The 15,158-nt window shown below is 70.3% G+C and carries 14 protein-coding genes, 4 pseudogenes and 1 riboswitch; of the genes and pseudogenes, 5 read left to right on the top strand and 13 right to left on the bottom strand.

Features of this window, described 5'->3' with window-relative positions; translation table 11 throughout:
• Positions 1-281 precede the first annotated feature (281 nt).
• From ABD194_RS08070 to ABD194_RS08020, 11 genes and pseudogenes are all read right to left on the bottom strand, one after another.
• The gene (locus tag ABD194_RS08070) at positions 282-521 is read right to left on the bottom strand and encodes a hypothetical protein (protein ID WP_343989826.1); all 240 of its coding nucleotides are present in this window, start codon (positions 519-521) and stop codon (positions 282-284) included.
• 55 nt (positions 522-576) lie between these two features.
• The gene (locus ABD194_RS08065; RefSeq protein WP_343989823.1) at positions 577-993 is read right to left on the bottom strand and encodes a hypothetical protein; all 417 of its coding nucleotides are present in this window, start codon (positions 991-993) and stop codon (positions 577-579) included.
• A gap of 237 nt (positions 994-1,230) precedes the next feature.
• Complete coding sequence (locus ABD194_RS08060) at positions 1,231-2,055, bottom strand: undecaprenyl-diphosphate phosphatase (RefSeq protein ID WP_343989820.1); 825 nt, start codon at positions 2,053-2,055, stop codon at positions 1,231-1,233.
• A gap of 280 nt (positions 2,056-2,335) precedes the next feature.
• A complete protein-coding gene (locus ABD194_RS08055) occupies positions 2,336-2,932 on the bottom strand; it encodes a cadmium resistance transporter (RefSeq protein WP_343989817.1) in 597 nt (198 codons plus the stop codon).
• 461 nt (positions 2,933-3,393) lie between these two features.
• Positions 3,394-5,361, bottom strand: a complete 1,968-nt coding sequence (locus ABD194_RS08050) for a heavy metal translocating P-type ATPase (RefSeq protein ID WP_343989815.1) — start codon at positions 5,359-5,361, stop codon at positions 3,394-3,396.
• Positions 5,358-5,729, bottom strand: a complete 372-nt coding sequence (locus ABD194_RS08045; RefSeq protein ID WP_343989813.1) for an ArsR/SmtB family transcription factor — start codon at positions 5,727-5,729, stop codon at positions 5,358-5,360. Before ABD194_RS08045 ends, ABD194_RS08050 begins: the two co-directional genes overlap by 4 nt.
• Positions 5,730-6,147: 418 nt before the next feature.
• On the bottom strand, positions 6,148-6,963 hold the full coding sequence (locus ABD194_RS08040) for a ZIP family metal transporter (protein WP_343989811.1): 816 nt from the start codon (positions 6,961-6,963) through the stop codon (positions 6,148-6,150).
• Positions 6,963-7,229, bottom strand: a complete 267-nt coding sequence (locus tag ABD194_RS08035) for a hypothetical protein (protein ID WP_343989881.1) — start codon at positions 7,227-7,229, stop codon at positions 6,963-6,965. The genes ABD194_RS08040 and ABD194_RS08035 overlap by 1 nt, the downstream gene beginning before the upstream one ends.
• Positions 7,230-7,455: 226 nt before the next feature.
• A pseudogene (locus tag ABD194_RS08030) lies at positions 7,456-7,659 on the bottom strand (TlpA family protein disulfide reductase); the annotation flags it as partial.
• A 255-nt stretch (positions 7,660-7,914) separates the two neighbouring features.
• Positions 7,915-8,853: a cation diffusion facilitator family transporter gene (locus tag ABD194_RS08025; protein ID WP_343989809.1), complete on the bottom strand. Its 939-nt coding sequence runs from the start codon at positions 8,851-8,853 to the stop codon at positions 7,915-7,917.
• 146 nt (positions 8,854-8,999) lie between these two features.
• A pseudogene (locus ABD194_RS08020) lies at positions 9,000-9,374 on the bottom strand (ArsR/SmtB family transcription factor); the annotation flags it as partial.
• Between the two features lie 137 nt (positions 9,375-9,511).
• Here ABD194_RS08020 and ABD194_RS08015 point away from each other — a divergent pair.
• The 5 genes and pseudogenes from ABD194_RS08015 to ABD194_RS08000 all read left to right on the top strand — a co-directional run.
• Positions 9,512-10,291: pseudogene (locus ABD194_RS08015) on the top strand (transposase); the annotation flags it as partial.
• Positions 10,292-10,580: 289 nt separating this feature from the next.
• On the top strand, positions 10,581-11,300 hold the full coding sequence (locus tag ABD194_RS08010; RefSeq protein ID WP_343989807.1) for a multicopper oxidase domain-containing protein: 720 nt from the start codon (positions 10,581-10,583) through the stop codon (positions 11,298-11,300).
• 215 nt (positions 11,301-11,515) lie between these two features.
• A complete protein-coding gene (locus ABD194_RS08005) occupies positions 11,516-12,568 on the top strand; it encodes a hypothetical protein (protein WP_343989805.1) in 1,053 nt (350 codons plus the stop codon).
• A gap of 19 nt (positions 12,569-12,587) precedes the next feature.
• A pseudogene (locus ABD194_RS21615) lies at positions 12,588-12,815 on the top strand (CbtA family protein); the annotation flags it as partial.
• Between the two features lie 133 nt (positions 12,816-12,948).
• Positions 12,949-13,095: a hypothetical protein gene (locus tag ABD194_RS08000; protein WP_343989803.1), complete on the top strand. Its 147-nt coding sequence runs from the start codon at positions 12,949-12,951 to the stop codon at positions 13,093-13,095.
• A 114-nt stretch (positions 13,096-13,209) separates the two neighbouring features.
• On the opposite strand, the gene ABD194_RS07995 is transcribed toward ABD194_RS08000, so the two are convergent.
• Positions 13,210-13,650 (bottom strand): cupredoxin domain-containing protein, encoded by a 441-nt coding sequence (locus ABD194_RS07995; RefSeq protein WP_343989800.1) that lies wholly within the window; start codon positions 13,648-13,650, stop codon positions 13,210-13,212.
• Positions 13,651-13,898: 248 nt separating this feature from the next.
• Positions 13,899-14,819 (bottom strand): CHAP domain-containing protein, encoded by a 921-nt coding sequence (locus ABD194_RS07990; protein ID WP_343989798.1) that lies wholly within the window; start codon positions 14,817-14,819, stop codon positions 13,899-13,901.
• A 2-nt stretch (positions 14,820-14,821) separates the two neighbouring features.
• Positions 14,822-14,977: riboswitch (cyclic di-AMP (ydaO/yuaA leader) on the bottom strand.
• Positions 14,978-15,158 lie beyond the last annotated feature (181 nt).

The raw sequence follows: 15,158 nt of genomic DNA, 5'->3' as shown, positions 1-15,158 counted from the left end.
GCCAACCCGCGGAGGCCCAAAGGAGCGGCCCCGAAGGAAAACCGTGGCCTCCGCTGTGACCTACCGCCGCTTCATCTACCCCGAACGGGGCTGATCCTCCTGCCTGAGGCTTCGCAGCTCTTCCTGCAACTCGGCCACCTGCTCGGCCAGGCCGCCCGGGCCCGACGAGGATACGCCAGGCCGAGAGCATCCGGCTCGACCGCTCAGATGCGGACGGACGCAACCGAGGTAGGTCACGACGATTGCCGCGACGGCAAACGCCCCTGCCAGCCACACCGACATCAGGGCACGTCCGCCGGCCGACCGTCTCGGTGGTCTGTCCGCCGCTCAGCCTTCAGCTGCTCGATCTCGGCGCGCAATTGCTGCAGCTGCGTGACAGCCTGACCGTCTCGGGCGCCTTGGGTGACATGCCCATCCTGACCAGCGTGGTCGTGACGCTGGCCCCGCATCATCAGCCACATCATGAGGCCCATTCCGACCGGGCAGGCCAGGGCCGCGACGGCAATCAACAACGACTCCATATCGCCACCCCTCCTTTCTACTATCTACGTACGGAGATAGTAGAACACAATGCACTCACCGTGCGTCACAGCGAGCAGGCCGAGGGGGCCGGGTGGTCGCTGCTCTGCGTGTGACCTGGCGGGCCACGGAGCCGCCTCGGCCTCGCGAGTGCTGTGGGCTGGGGTCCGAGGCTGTGGGAGGGTTCGACTGCGAGGCGGCCACCGCCTCCTGGCGGCGGGAGTAGGCGGCCATGGCAAGCATGACGAGGACCCCGGCGATGAACCCGGCGACGGCGTAGGGCAGCCTGCCCTCTTTGCGGAGGCTGGGGAGGACCTCTCCGGCGGGGGCGGCGACCACGACACCCGCGGCGAAGTGCTGGATGGCGCTGACCAGCCGAGGCCCGGGCGGTCGGAGCGTGGAGATGGTCGTGCCGGCGGCGGCCGCCGCCACCGGGAAGGCGACGAGAGTCAGGGCTTGGGTCACGGCGCTCATCAGGTGTTCTTCCGTTGGCCCCGGTCACGTAGCCAGAGGGTGAGCATGGTGCCCAGGAGCAGGGCTGCGGTGGCGCCCCAGTCCCACCCGCGGGCTGTGTGGAGCGCTCGACCAAGGAATCCAGCGGAGGCCCGCCGTGCTGCATCCGCAGCCCGGGCGTGGCTGTACGCGCTGTGGATGGCACGGCCAGTACCTAGGGGCCCATGGTGTCGCCGGCGCGACTGCCCCGTTGGCGCTTCACGCGCCGGAGCGGAGGACTCCGGCGCCGAGCATGATGAGGAGGGCCACGCCGACGGCGGTGCGGTAGACGACGAATACCGTGAATCGGTGCTGGGCGATGTAGCGCATGAACCAGGCGATGACCGCGTACCCGACGCCGAACGCGATCAGGGTGGCGAGTGCGGTGGGTCCCCAGGGCGGCGTGCTGGTTGACCCGATCTTGGTCAGTTCCAGGGCGCCGGAGGCTAGGACCGCGGGGACCGCGAGCAGGAACGAGATGTGGGCGGCGGCTTCGCGTTGGAGGCCCAGGAGCAGGCCGGCGGTGATCGTGCCGCCCGAGCGGGAGACACCCGGGATCAGCGCGAGAGTCTGGGCGAACCCCAGAGCCAAGGAGGACCGTGCGGTCAGTCGCTCCAGTGGGTCACGGTTGGCGGCGATCCGGTCGGCGACCCAGAGGATCAGCCCGAATCCGATCATGGTGACGGCGAGCAGTCGCAGGTCGCGGAAGGCGGTTTCGATCTGGCTCTGCAGGGCCAGGCCGAGGACCGCGATGGGGACCGTCCCGATCAGCACGTACCAGCCCAGCCTCGCGTGGACGTCGCGGCGTAGACCTGAGGTCCACAGTGAGCGGGTCCAGGTCACGATGATCGCGGCGATCTCGGTGCGGAAGTAGACCAGGACTGCCGTCTCGGTGCCCAACTGCGTGACCGCGGTGAAGGCGGCGCCGGGGTCTTTCCAGCCGGCCAGGGCGGCAACGAGCCGCAGGTGGGCCGAGGAGGAGATGGGCAGAAACTCGGTGAGGCCCTGTACCAGGCCGAGAACGGCAGCGGTGAACCATGACACTTGCGGTGGGTCCTTTCGGGGTCGTGGGGCGCTTGATGCGTTCCTGCGCTGCGCGCAGGGCGGGGCGCCTTTGGCGCGGTAGGAATGGATGCCGCCAGCCGGTGGCGCTGGTGCCGGCTCTCTCGACGTTGCGCCGGCGCCGCTCTGCCGACGGCCGCCGCTGCGATGCTGGCGCTCGTAGGCAGCCCGTAATGGGGGCGCCGGCGAGGTGACGCCGTCGGCTGGGAGGACTGTCGTGGTGTGCGGGAGCGGGCCGTGGGCGGGAGCGGGCCGTGTGCGGCTACAGGCCGAAGGTGCCACCTTCTATGAGGATGACGGCGCCGAGGAGGATCAGGACGAGCGGGAACAGGATGTGTTCCCACCGCTCGAGGACGCGGGCGATGGGTGGGCGGGTCGCGATGTACCGGGCTGCCAGCACGAGCACGGAGATCAGTGCGAGGAAGACGACCGTGTAGGCCACGATGGCGGTGGTGCCGACGGCGAGGAAGACAGGGACGTACACGCCGATGTTGTCTCCGCCGTTGGCGAAGGTGACGGCGGCGACGGTCCAGACGCTGATGGGCTTGGTGCCGGCCGGTGCGTCGTCATCGTCATCGCTGCGCCAAGCCTGCCATGCGGCGCGTAGGCCGAGGATGAGGGGGATGAGACCGAAGTAGGCGATGGCGTCCGCAGGCAGGAAGGCGCTGGCGCCCAGGGTCATCAGGACCGAGGCTGTCAGGATGGCGCCAAAGCCGAGGTACTGCCCCGCCGTGATCCTGGCGGTGGTGCCGTGGGCCTCCGCTCCGCGGGCGAAGAACAGCGACAGCACGATGATGTCGTCGATGTTGGTGACCAGGAACAGTCCGACGGCCTGCAGGGCCGCGACAGTGAAGGCCATGTCTGCCTTTCGAGGGACGGCGGTTACGTTGGCGGACGGGTGCGGTTACGGTTTCGAGCAGCCGGTGGGCGACGTCGCTCCACCGCTGGCCAGCAACCGTCGAGGCGACCGGGGTGTGACGAGACGGGGCGGTTTCCTCGCTGGGCCAGGCGGTTGGGCGCGCGATGAGGAAGCCGCCTCACTGGGCTGCGGCCCGCGCTGTCAGTGGTGGCTCGAACGTGCCTCACCGGCCGCTGGCACCCGAGCCTGCCATCGCACGCGCGGACGGCCCTGACCGCCTGACGGAATGTCGACCCGTGCGGCACCCACCGTGCATGTCCGGCGCATTCATGCTCACCGGGACCGAGCCGCTGGTGGTGACTCCGGCCCTGGCCTTGTGGATCTCCCGCGATCGCCGTGCTGGGCCGCCCGTGGGTGCCGTTGAAGGGCCCGTCTGCCGGTCGCTGGGAGGCGGGCGAAGCTCATGGCGTCCGGACCGAGGCTGGCCCTTGGACCGCCGGGGCGTCCGCCGCCACCGGCGCGGGTGGCAGGTGCCGGGTTCGGCCGGCTCGCACCCCGTTGCCGATCACGAAGACCTCGGCCACCTCGTGGACCAGGACTACTGCGGCGAGCCCGAGGACGCCGAGCGCAGCGAGTGGGATCAGGATCGCGATGAGCCCGAGGGAGAGGCCCACGTTCTGAAGCATGATCCTGCGGGCGCGTCGGGCGTGGGTGAGGGTCTGGGGCAGGTGGCGCAGGTCCTCGCCCATCAGGGCGACGTCGGCGGTCTCGATGGCCACGTCGCTGCCCATCGCGCCCATCGCGATACCCACGTCGGCGGTGGCCAAGGCGGGGGCGTCGTTGACGCCGTCTCCGACCATCGCGGTCGGGGCGTCCTCGCGCAGTCTGTGGATGATGGCCGACTTGTCCTCGGGGCGGAGCTCCGCGTGCACGTCGGTGATGCCGGCCTGGGAGGCCAGCGCGGTGGCGGTGCGCTCGTTGTCGCCGGTCAGCATCGCGATGCGGTACCCGGCCTCGCGGAGCTGGGTGACGACCTCCGCTGCCTCGGGGCGCAGGTCGTCGCGGACCGCGACGGCGCCGATCAGGACCCCGTCGTGCTCAACGAGGACCGCTGTGGCTCCGGAGTGCTGCATGGCGGTGACCTGTTCGGCGAGCGCGCCGGCAGCGATCCAGCCTGGCCGCCCCAGCCGCGCCGCTCGCCCGTCGACGGTACCGGTCAGGCCGGCGCCGGTGACCGCTTCGACACCCTCGGCGTCCCCGTGCGCCGGCGCAGCGGCCACGATGGCCCGGGCCAGCGGGTGCTCGCTGCGAGATTCCAGGGCGGCAGCGACATCCAGCACCTGTGTGCGGGAGTGGCCGGCGGTGGTGGCCACCTCGACCACGGCTGGCTGGTTGCGGGTCAGCGTCCCGGTCTTGTCCATCGCGACGGCGCGGATCCGACCCAGTGCCTCCAGTGCGGCGCCGCCCTTGACGAGCGCGCCGATGCGGCTGGCGGCGCCGATGGCGGCCACCACGGTGACCGGGACGGAGATGGCGAGCGCGCAGGGGGACGCGGCGACCAAGACGACCAGGGCTCGTTGGATCCAAGTGCCGGGATCCCCGAGCAGGCTGCCGGTGATCGCGATGACCGCGGCGAGGACCATGATCCCCGGGACCAAGGGCTTGGCGATGCGGTCGGCCAGCCGTTGGGCGTTGCCCTTGCGGGACTGCTCCGCTTCGACGATGTTGACGATCCGGGCGAGCGAGTTGTCCTCGGCGGTGGTGGTGACCTCGACCTCGAGCACGCCGGTGCCGTTGATGGAGCCTGCGTAGACCGTGTCGTTCACACCTGCCTCGATCGGCAAGGATTCGCCGGTGAGGGCAGAGACGTCGAGGGCGGTGCGGCCGGCGCGTATCACGCCGTCGGTGGCCACCCGCTCGCCGGGCCGAACGAGCATCAGGTCGCCGACGACGAGCTCTGCCGGGGCAAGGGCGGTCTGGCTGCCGTCACGCAGGACAGTGGCCTCCGCGGGGACCAGCGACAGCAGGCCGCGCAGGCCGCGGCGGGTGCGGGCGACGGCATACTCTTCCAGTCCCTCGCTGATGGAGTACAGGAACGCGAGCGTCGCGGCCTCGGCGACCTCGCCGAGAATCACGGCGCCGACAGCGGCGATCGTCATCAGCGTTCCGACGCCGATCTTTCCTCGGACCAGCCGCCTTAGTGTCCCGGGGACGAAGGTCCAGGCACCCAAGGCAAGGGCGAGGGCGTTCAGCCCGGTGACCACGCTGTCGGGGGCGCCGCCGAGTCCGGCGAGGAACCCCGCGAGCAGGAAGACTCCCGAGGCAGCAGCAAACTGCAGCTCGCTGATCTGCCAGAGCCGTTCTGGCTCGTGCTCTTCGAGCTCGTCGCGATCGGATTCTTCGTGGCCGCAGCCGCAGGCGTCAGTCATCGGGCAGGTTCCTCGTGGGTGGTGGGGCTCGGGTCAGGGCCGGTGCTGCCGTAGTTCGGGCACAGCTCGACCGCGTCCCCGGTGAGGGCGAGGAGCTGCTCGCCGGCGCTGAGCAGGTCGAGCAGTTCGGCGTGGGCAAGTGAGTAGAACATCTGCCGCCCCTCGGGTCGGCCGACAATCAGCCCGCAGTCACGCAGGCAGGCAAGGTGGCCGGACACGGTGCCCTGGGCAAGTCCCAGTGCCCGAGTCAGGTCGACCACGCGCCGCTCACCGCCTGCCAACTGGCGGACGATCGCGAGCCGGTTACGGTCCGCGAGCCCGTGGAAGAGGGCTGCGCCACGCCGCAATCCAGGCTCAACCTCGGCCATTCCAGGCGTTGTCATTGGCATACTCCGATGATAGCGCGAACGGAACGCTGGCCTGACACCACGCCACCAGGAGACGGTTGAACGCTTTCTGGGAATGTCCGGACCTCGGCCGGACGGATCGACAATCTTTCCGGCAGCGCCTCGCCTCGCCCAACACGTTGCGCCTGCGGCCGGCGGTTCACGCGAGGGTGTTGAGACGGCCTCTCATCAGCGCCGAGCGGATCGCGGAGCGATGTGCGTGCGTTGCCGTCGTGGCTCAGTGCCGGGTTAGGACATGGCCGAGCGGCAGTGGTTTGCGGTCCGGAACGTTCGTCGCCGCCAACGAGGACCAGCTCTGGGGACCATGGAATCTGAACCCGGGTGAGATCCACTACGAAGAGCGCACCACGATGTGGAAGGCCGACAGCGGGGCTTCGTATCAGCCGGCCACCTCGCCGAGGACATAGACGGCGAGGAAGCCGAGGAAGAACATGGCGGCCAAGGCGGTGGTCTCGGTCTGTTCGTGGGCCTCGACGAGCAGCTCTTCGACGGCCAGGTAGAGGAGGGCGGCAGCTCCGAAGGCGAGCACGACCGCGAGCGTGGCGGGCCCGGCACCGGCGAGGAGGGCGGCTCCGCCGACCGCGCCGACGGCCGTCAGCAGGGCCAGCCCGACGACCGTCGCGGCGGACTGGGCCCGGTTCAGGCCGGCTTCGGTGAGCTCGCTGCCGAGGGACAGCGACAGGAACAGGATCTCGAGGGTGAGCGCGACTGTGAGGATGATGCCCTGCGCCGCGCCGAGGACTGCTCCCAGTCCCACCAGTAGGCCGTCGATGACGAGGTCCACCCCGACGGCGACGAGCAGGCCGAGGGGCAGGGCGGTCGCTGCTCTGCGTGTGACCTGGCGGGCCACGGAGGCGCCTCGGCCTCGCGAGTGCTGTGGGCTGGGGTCCGAGGCTGTGGGAGGGTTCGACTGCGAGGCCGCCGCGGCCTCCTGGCGGCGGGAGTAGGCGGCCATGGCAAGCATGACGAGGACGCCGGCGATGAACCCGGCGACGGCGTAGGGCAGCCTGCCCTCTTTGCCGAGGCTGGGGAGGACCTCTCCGGCGGGGGCGGCGACCACGACGCCTGCGGCGAAGTGCTGGATGGCGCTGACCAGCCGGGGTCCGGGCGGTCGGAGCGTGGAGATGGTCGTGCCGGCGGCGGCCGCCGCCACCGGGAAGGCGACGAGAGTCAGGGCTTGGGTCACGGCGCTCATCAGGTGTTCTTCCGTCGGGCCCGGTCACGTAGCCAGAGGGTGAGCATGGTGCCCAGGAGCAGGGCTGCGGTGGCGCCCCAACCCCAGGAGTGGCCCTCGGGCTCGGTGGGGGGAGGGGCGGTGTGGGCCGGGTCCCCGTCGGCGGGTGCGTCGGTGGCGGTGCCCGGCGAGGGAGTCTGGCCCGGGACCAGGGCCGCCGCGTCGAGCGTGGTGAAGACGGGGGCCTGTGACTCCGCAGGCGTCAGGTCGCCAGCGGTGGCCGCCACCGGTGCCAGGCTGGGGAGCAGCAGCGCAACAGCCGAAGGCGAGGGCGGTGGAACGCGGCCGGGGCCGGTGGCGGTGTGCGCGCACCGGCGTCAGACCTCGGCGAGGATGTCGTCGATGAGTCCGGGTCAGGACGCTGGCGGTGATGGGGCCGGAGATGGGCGCGGCGATGCGGGCCGAGGTGTCTAGGACCAGCGTCGTCGGGGTGGCGACTGCTTTGCCTTGCAGGGCCAGGATCGGCACACCACCGTCGTAGGCCAGCGAGGGGTAGGTGATGCGGTGTTGGCGTTGGAAAGCCAACCCGGTGGGCGGCGTCTCCATCTTGTCGAGGCCAAGGAAGCGAACCGGGGCTTTGCGGCGCTGGACCGTCTCCCAGACCATCTGCAGGTCGGCGGCCTCGACGATGCAGGGTGGGCACCAGGAGCCCCACACATTGATGACGAGCACGGTCTGGAGCAGGTTCGCGTTGGACCAGGGTTGGCCCTCGAGGGTCCTGCCGACGAGCCGGACCGGCGCATCCCTGGCGGCCACCGGGATCAGCTCGGTGGTGCCGTCGCCGGACACGTAACCCTTCCGGTCCCCGGAGCGCGCCTGAGCCGCACCCGGCCAGCAGCGCGGCGCCCCCGACGGCCAGCAAGCTAGACGCCAGCTGCAGCGCGCGGCGCCGGGTCAGCGGCGCGGTGTCGCTCACCACGAGGTCTGGGTGCAGGCGCTGGAGCCGGCGGGTTCGACCTGCAAGGTGGCGTGCTCGATGCCGAAGCGTTCCCGCATGACGGCCGCAGCCTCGGTGAGGATCGTGGCGGAGTCTGCGGAGGGCTTGCCTGCCCGCGGGTCGGCCGTGACGAGGTGGGCGGTGGCGACGTTCATGCCGGAGGTGAGCGTCCACACGTGCAGGTCGTGGACCTCTACCACGCCGTTGATCTGCGCAAGTGCCTGTTCGGCATCGTCGGGGTGCATCCCGGCCGGCGCGTGCTGGCCCAGCACAGCGAGCACCTCGCGGCCGAGCATGACCGCACGGACGGCCACGAACAGAGCGATGGCCAGGGCCACGACGGTGTCCCACCACACCTGGCCGGTGGAGGCGACGAGGAGGGCCGCGACGATGACCCCGACGGACCCGAGGGTGTCGGCCAGGACCTCGAGGTAGGCGCCTTTGACGTTGAGGCTCTCACCGGCGCCGGCACGTAGCAGCGCGATGCTGATCAGGTTGATGACCAGCCCGAGCGCGCCGACGACTAGCATCGGGCCGGAAGCGACCTCGGGCTCGGACCCGATGCGACCGATCGCCTCGATACAGATGTAGACGGCCACGCCGAGCATGAGCAGGACGGCCAGACCGGAGGCGAAGACCTCGGCCCGGTAGGAGCCGAACGTCCGTCGTCCCGTGGTGTCCTTGCGGGTGGCGACCCGAGTGGCCACCAGGGCGGCTCCCAGAGCTACGACATCGGCTGCCATGTGACCGGCGTCGCTGATCAGCGCCAGGGACTGGGAGGTCAGACCGACGACGAGCTCGACGACGAAGAAGGCGGCGACCATCCCGAAGGTCAGCTGCAGGCGCCAGCGGTGGGTTCCCGCGGCCGAACCGCCGTGCCCATGCCCGTGCCCATGACCGTGTCCGTGGCTCATGCGCCGGACCCCGACCGCGTGGAACCGGTGCGCCGCGAGTGCGAGCCGCGCGACGCGGCCCTTGTTGCACGGGCCGGACCGGCGTGCTCCACGGGTACGGGGCGGACGGCGGAGGGCCCGTTCGGTGTGTGCTCGCGGGTGATGTGCTCGTGGGTGATGTGCTCGCGGGTGAGGTCGAGCAGCATCCGCACGTGCGCGTCAGCGAGGCGGTAGTACATCAGGCGGCCCTCGCGCCGGGCCGTGACGACCTGGCAGGCGCGCAGCAGGCGAAGCGACTGCGACACCGTCGTCTCTGTCACGCCCGTGGACGCCGCGAGGTCACACACGCACAGCTCGCCGGTCTCGAGCAGCGCGTAGAGCAGCTTGGCCCGGGTCGGGTCCCCGAGGAGCTTGAAGACGGCCGACACCTGGACCAGGTCGGCCTCGGGGAGGGCGCGAGCTCGGACGTGTCGCACCGTCTCCGGGTGGACGCAGTGGTCGGTGCAGGCATCGATCCCGATCACCGTCTCATCTGAACGCATGCTCAGATGTTACGGTATCTCGACCACGTCGTGGAACCGACCGTCCGAACCGGGTGCGCGAGGTGGAGCACGACCAACTCGCGACTGCCCGCCGGTGCCCGTGACGGCGCCGTGCCGGCTCCTGCCCCGGAGGTCTCATGTTTGCGACCCAAGACAATCGCGGTTCTGACCGCGAGGAACGCCGCCAACGTGCCGCCCGGATGGCCGCCACGCAGAAGAGCCAAGAACGACGCCGCTCGCTCCTTCTCTGGGGCGGTGTCGTAACGGTCGTTCTCGCCATGGTGGCCGCCGTCGCGGTCGTGGTCGTGAAGGAGCGAGCGAGCCGCCCAACGCTTGACGCGGTCCGCTCCTACACGGTCAGCCAGGGCCATGTCACCACTCCGGTCGCCTACGCGCAGACTCCGCCCGCAGGGGGTGAACACGCGCCCGTGTGGCTCAACTGCGGCCAGTACACGTACCCGGTGGCCAACGAGAACGCGGTGCACTCCAAGGGTGGCGCGAAGACGTTCTTGTCCGCGCCGCAGGCCCGGGCGCTGGTCGCGACGGTCAAGCCGCGCGACCTCGTCGGCAAGACCCGGCGCCGCCTGGTTGTCGAGCTGATCGGTGACCTCGAGGTGATCGACCGCAAGATCAAGACGGCCGAGAAAGAGCTGACCGTGCTCGTCCAGGACCGCGGCTCCACGCTGCTGGAACTGACCGGGATCGGCCCCACCGGCGCCGCGCGGCTACTGGCCGACGTCCGGGACATCCACCGCTTCCGCGACAAGGACCGGTTCGCCTCGTGGAACGGCACCGCGCCGCTGGACGCGTCCTCCGGGGCGCAGCAACGCCACCGGCTGTCCCGGGCGGGCAACCGCCGGATCAACCGGACGCTGCACATCATGGCCGTCGTGCAGCTGCGCAACCCGACTCTCGGGCGGGAGTTCTACGACGCGCGCAAAGCCGGCGGGACACCATCGCTGATGGCGATGCGGTCCCTGAAACGACGCCTGTCCAACGCCTCGACGACCGCCACCACGGACTGCATCGAGACCAACCTGTTCCAGGCCTCGGGCAAGATCGCCGTCCACGCCGGCGTGCAGGTGACCAAGGCCTACTACCAGGAGTCCGGCACCGGGCACATGGTGGACCTCTTCGCCTACTCGACGCCCGGTCAGAGGCTGATCGTCAGCGGGACCGGGGTCTCCGACACGAAGATGCTTGAAGATGCCGCGGGCAAAGCGCCGCGAGGTCATCATCGACTTCACGAAGTACGCCGACGGCACGCCCACGACCAAGGGCGACGTGGTCTACCTGACCAACGTCATGAAGATGGACGACGGGCGCAAGTGGGACGCCTCCTCACGCTTCTCTTCGGACCCCGCCTACAAGGTGCCGGTGCTGAAGTTCATCATCGGCGACCCGGCTCCGGACTACAGCATCATGCCGCCACCGAACCGGCTGATGCGGGCCCTGCCGCCGCTGCCGAGCAACTGGCGCAGCCTGATGGACAACCGGCTCATCTTCGAGGTCGAGCGGGGCAGCGCCGGTGCCGACGTCGAGTGGCTCATCAACGGCAAGCCGTTCGAGCCGGGCACGGTCGCGAGCAGCCTCAAGAACCCGGCGGGCAAGGCGCCACTGGCAGAACAGAAGATGAACAGCTTCAACCTGTGGGAGATCCGCAACGGCGGAGGTGGCTGGGTCCATCCCTTCCACCTGCACATGGAAGAGCATCGGACGGTCATGCGCAACGGCCGGGACGTGTCGGTCAAGGCCGATCCGGGGCACCCCGAAGACGTGTCGCGTGAAGACCTGGTGGCCCTGGACCCGAGCGAGTCCGTGATCGTCTACCGCGGCTTCCGCGACTTCCACGGCCCCTACGTCGCGCACTGCCACAACCTCGCGCACGAGGACCACGCGATGATGTTCGGCTGGGAGATCACCTGAGCCGGACGACCGACCGCGGGTGGCCACCCATCGGGTGGCCACCCCGATCGCCTTGACGCACTTACCGTTTCACCGCAGACACGAGGCTGATCCGCATGGCGACTCATTTTCTCCACCCCCTCAGACCACGCGTGGCGAGCGCGGAGGCGCAGCCTTCAGCGCGGATCTCGTCAGCTCCGTCGGCCTCACCCGTCTCCGGGGTGCCGTGGCTGACGGTGATCTCCCTCGCGGTCGTCCTCGCCTTCGCGGACGGGTTCTGGGTGATCTCGCTCCGCGGCGCGGTCGGCGCGATCGAGCGCACGAGTGAGCCGTTCGCGACGTGGGTGCGGGAGTCGGCGGTCATGGTCCCGGTGTACGCCCTGGCCGTCCTCGCCGCCCTCACCCTGGCCCTGCGACGGTTCGGCTCCGTCCTGCGCGGTGCCCGCGCCGTCGTCTCCTCGGCCTGGCTCGTCGCCCTCGCCGCCTCGGTCGTGGGCGCCGGGCACCTCGCCGTCAGCTCCGCCGTCGACTTCCGCCTCCAGTCCGGCCTCATCGAGCACATGGGATCCATGAGCCGCACCTGCGGCGCCGACTGCATCGCCCGGCTCCAGTCCGATGGTTTCTGGCTGCAGGCCCGCGCCACGGGCTACGGCGCCGCCCTCGTCCTGCTGACGAACGTCGTCGTCGTGGTGTGGATGGTCGCGATGCGGGGAGGGCGGCTGCGGGTCGTCTCGCCTCGGCGCGGACACGCCTCCCGCGTGGACGACCGCGTCCTCGGCCTCGCCGGAGCGCTCGTCGGTGCCGCAGTGATCCACCTCGTGGTCGTGCCCGAGCACCTCGCCGAGTGGGCCGCGGCCGGCCTCTTCTTCCTCGTGCTCGCCGTCGCCCAGCTCGTCGTGGCCGGGGCCGCGCTGGTGCGTCCGGGGCGTCTCTCCTGGCTCGCAGCCGTCGTGGTGTCCGCCGGCCCCGTCGTGCTCTGGGCCGTCTCGCGGACCGTGGGGCTGCCGCTCGGCCCCGAACCGGGCGTGCCCGAAGCCCTCGGCATCGCCGACCTCGCCGGCGCGCTGCTCGAGACGGCAGCGGTCGCCCTCGCGCTCTCGCTGCGCTCCCGCCCGGACCGGTCCGTCGACGCCGAAGGGACCCACACGCACCGGACCGGTCTCGTCGTCGTCGCCCTGCTGGCCGTCACCGTCGTGGGGGTCGCCGGCAACGGCATGCTGCTCCTCGGCGGCGACCCCCACGCGGCGAGCACCGCACAGGTCGAAGCCTCCTCGCCCGGTCAGGGCTGAGCCGGCCGCACTCACCAGCATCCGGTGTCCCGGGTCCGATCTCAGGATCCGGGCGGCCGGGGTCAGGCGCCGATGCCGCTCCATCGTCCTCGTTGCTCTCGGCTTCGGTGTCTTCACCCTGGCGCCAGCGCTGAAGATCCCCGGCAATCCTCCGGCCGTGGGCGACCCGGCAACCGTCGGCCGCCGCACACTGATCTACGTGCTGACGATCCTGATCGCCCTCGCGCTGGTGCTCGCCGCCTTCGAACTGGACCGGGCACCTCACGATCCGCGGACTAGCTGGCCCGGTCCGAACCAGCATCGTCCTGGTCGCGTTCCTCACCGTCGCCGGCACGATCTTCGCAGTCACCCCAGGCACCCCCGACACGATCGCGGCGGACATGCCGGCCAGGTTGATCTGGGACTTCCGGATCGCCTACCTCGCCGAGCTCGGGCTCATGCGGGCCACGCTCGGGGTGGTCTTCGGCCTGCTGGCCACCCGCAAGCAGGTTCCCACCGCTGATCCTCACGGGGCCCTAACGGCGTGACGGGAAGGGCGACGTCATCACCGGATGTGCTTCGACCGGCCACCTGCCACTTCGCACCGCCGCCGCGGCGGAGACGTTCAGCGCTGAATGGGTGGCCGCCGCGGCGATTGCCGTTCAGCTGACGGTGATCCTGAGCTCCATGCCCACCGAGCGGTGGCTCCCTACCGGACACCACAGGGTGTAAATGCCCGGGACGAGGTCGACGGTGATGGCGGCGTCAGCCTCGCCAGGATCGAGGATGCCGGTCGAGGCCGTTTCGACGCCAAGTCCCTCGATCGCGACGGCGTGCGGCGCCTTCCCGCGCTCTCGTGCGACGAACGTGAACGTGCCGGGCTCAAACGCCTTCTTGTCGAGTCTGATCGCAAACTCCGTCGGATCCGCCATGACCTGCGTGCCTTCGATCGTTGGCGTGCTTTCGACGTTGCTGGAGTCGGCGGAGTCGGCGTCTGAACCACGACACGCAGAGAGCATGGCTGCTAGCGGCAAGACGATCAGCCAGCCAGCCAGCTTGCACTGAGGAGTTCTGCACCGCATTGTCGTCAACGATCCCACCACCTCACACAGGATCTGCCGCGCCTCTTCAGGCTACGCCCAGCCGTGACCCGCGGGCCGCGGTGATCGTGGTCCACGTACACCTCGCACAGCCAGGCGAACGTCGCGGGGTCTGACTCTCCTCGCCTCGGCACGCCGGTGGCGATGCCCGCGATGATCCGCGACGAGCGCGCTGGGTGCGGGGTCGTGGAAGCCCTCTGCGGACGCCGGCGCCCTGCGGGACGGCGGGGGCGCCGGCGACCGGTGGTGTCTTACGGTGCGTAGATGTACCTCATCCCGCTGATGTCGGTGACGGTGCGGGTGTTGTAGTTGAACGGTCCGGCCAGTGCGTTCATCTCGATGATGGTGACCCGGTCGCCGTTGACGGCGGTGACCCAGCCGAGGTGGCCGGCGCTGGATGAACCGTGGACGCCGGGTTGCATCACGACGATGGACCGGGTTCGCGGTGTCCCGCTGACGGTGTAGCCGGCGTTGGCGGCTCTGGTGCCCCAGACGAGCGCGTTGCCCGTCCAGCCGCCGGGGTAGTAGCCCTCAGACTGGTACCACTTGTTGAGCACACCCCAGGTGCATTGCCCTGCTGATCCCCAGTTGTAGGGGGAGCGGCCGCCGGCGGTGGCGCTCGGCGCGGCGTTGCTGGCGCTCGGCGTGGGGTTGCTGGCGCTCGGCGTGGGGTTGCTGGCGCTCGGCGCGGGGTTGCTGGCCCCCTTACTCGTACCGGTGGTCTTGGTCAGGCTCCGGCGCGTCAAGTCTCGCGAGGCGCGGGACTGGGCCTCACGTTTGGCGTCTACGGCCCGTTGCGCGGCTTGCTGCTCCTTCTCCGCGATCACATCGGTGATGACCTTCGCTGCCGCAGAACGCGGACCCGGGCGCGGCCGGGTGAAGCCGATCGAGGTCAGGGCAGAGGGAACCGTCGTGGCCTGCACGGCAGTCTGGCCGCTGGCCCATGTCGTGGCCGGGGGTCCCGTGACGGCTGGTGCGTTCGCTGACGCGGTGCTCTGGCTCTCGGCTTCGGCCGGTGGGGCGAGGGTGCTGACCAGCCCGCCGGCGGCCGCGAGGATCGCCGCCCCCTTCATGGCGGGCTGTGCGGACTCGCGCGCGATGACCGCGAGCTCGGCGATGGGGTTGGCCCCACCGGGTGGCCGATGCCGGCCGGGGCGTCGGGTGGTGTTCATGTGCGACCTCTCTCGCGCCTACGGGGTTAGCTGTCGGGTTCGGGCCGGAGGTTGTGGCCCGGCCGGTGCGTCAGCACCGGCTTCACCCCGAGGACGTCGGTGAGAACGTCCGGTGGTGGTTTCCCCGCTCCTGCCGTGCGTCTGGGTGTGGACTCGTGGTGGTGGCAGGACTCGGCGCCACCGCGAGTGCCCTGATGGGCTAGGTAGGTAAATGGGTAGACCATGGAGACACCGTCGGAGCGGTGTCTTCAAGCCTTTGGACCCAGTTGGGCAGATGGTGTCGTATCAGCCCGATCTGGACGTGTTGAGGGTTCGGCGATCTGTCTCCTTCTGTGGTTG

Source organism: Terrabacter terrae, assembly GCF_039529575.1.
Classification (GTDB): Bacteria; Actinomycetota; Actinomycetes; order Actinomycetales; family Dermatophilaceae; genus Terrabacter; species Terrabacter terrae.
This window is presented reverse-complemented; position numbering and strand designations above follow the sequence as displayed.

Coding starts and splice junctions, on each gene's coding strand:
- ABD194_RS08070 (WP_343989826.1), bottom strand. CDS start 521: ATGGAGTCGTTGTTGATTGCCGTCGCGGCCCTGGCCTGCCCGGTCGGA.
- ABD194_RS08010 (WP_343989807.1), top strand. CDS start 10,581: ATGCCGCGGGCAAAGCGCCGCGAGGTCATCATCGACTTCACGAAGTAC.
- ABD194_RS08050 (WP_343989815.1), bottom strand. CDS start 5,361: ATGACTGACGCCTGCGGCTGCGGCCACGAAGAATCCGATCGCGACGAG.
- ABD194_RS07990 (WP_343989798.1), bottom strand. CDS start 14,819: ATGAACACCACCCGACGCCCCGGCCGGCATCGGCCACCCGGTGGGGCC.
- ABD194_RS08025 (WP_343989809.1), bottom strand. CDS start 8,853: ATGAGCCACGGACACGGTCATGGGCACGGGCATGGGCACGGCGGTTCG.
- ABD194_RS08040 (WP_343989811.1), bottom strand. CDS start 6,963: ATGAGCGCCGTGACCCAAGCCCTGACTCTCGTCGCCTTCCCGGTGGCG.
- ABD194_RS08045 (WP_343989813.1), bottom strand. CDS start 5,729: ATGGCCGAGGTTGAGCCTGGATTGCGGCGTGGCGCAGCCCTCTTCCAC.
- ABD194_RS08055 (WP_343989817.1), bottom strand. CDS start 2,932: ATGGCCTTCACTGTCGCGGCCCTGCAGGCCGTCGGACTGTTCCTGGTC.
- ABD194_RS08065 (WP_343989823.1), bottom strand. CDS start 993: ATGAGCGCCGTGACCCAAGCCCTGACTCTCGTCGCCTTCCCGGTGGCG.
- ABD194_RS08000 (WP_343989803.1), top strand. CDS start 12,949: ATGCCGGCCAGGTTGATCTGGGACTTCCGGATCGCCTACCTCGCCGAG.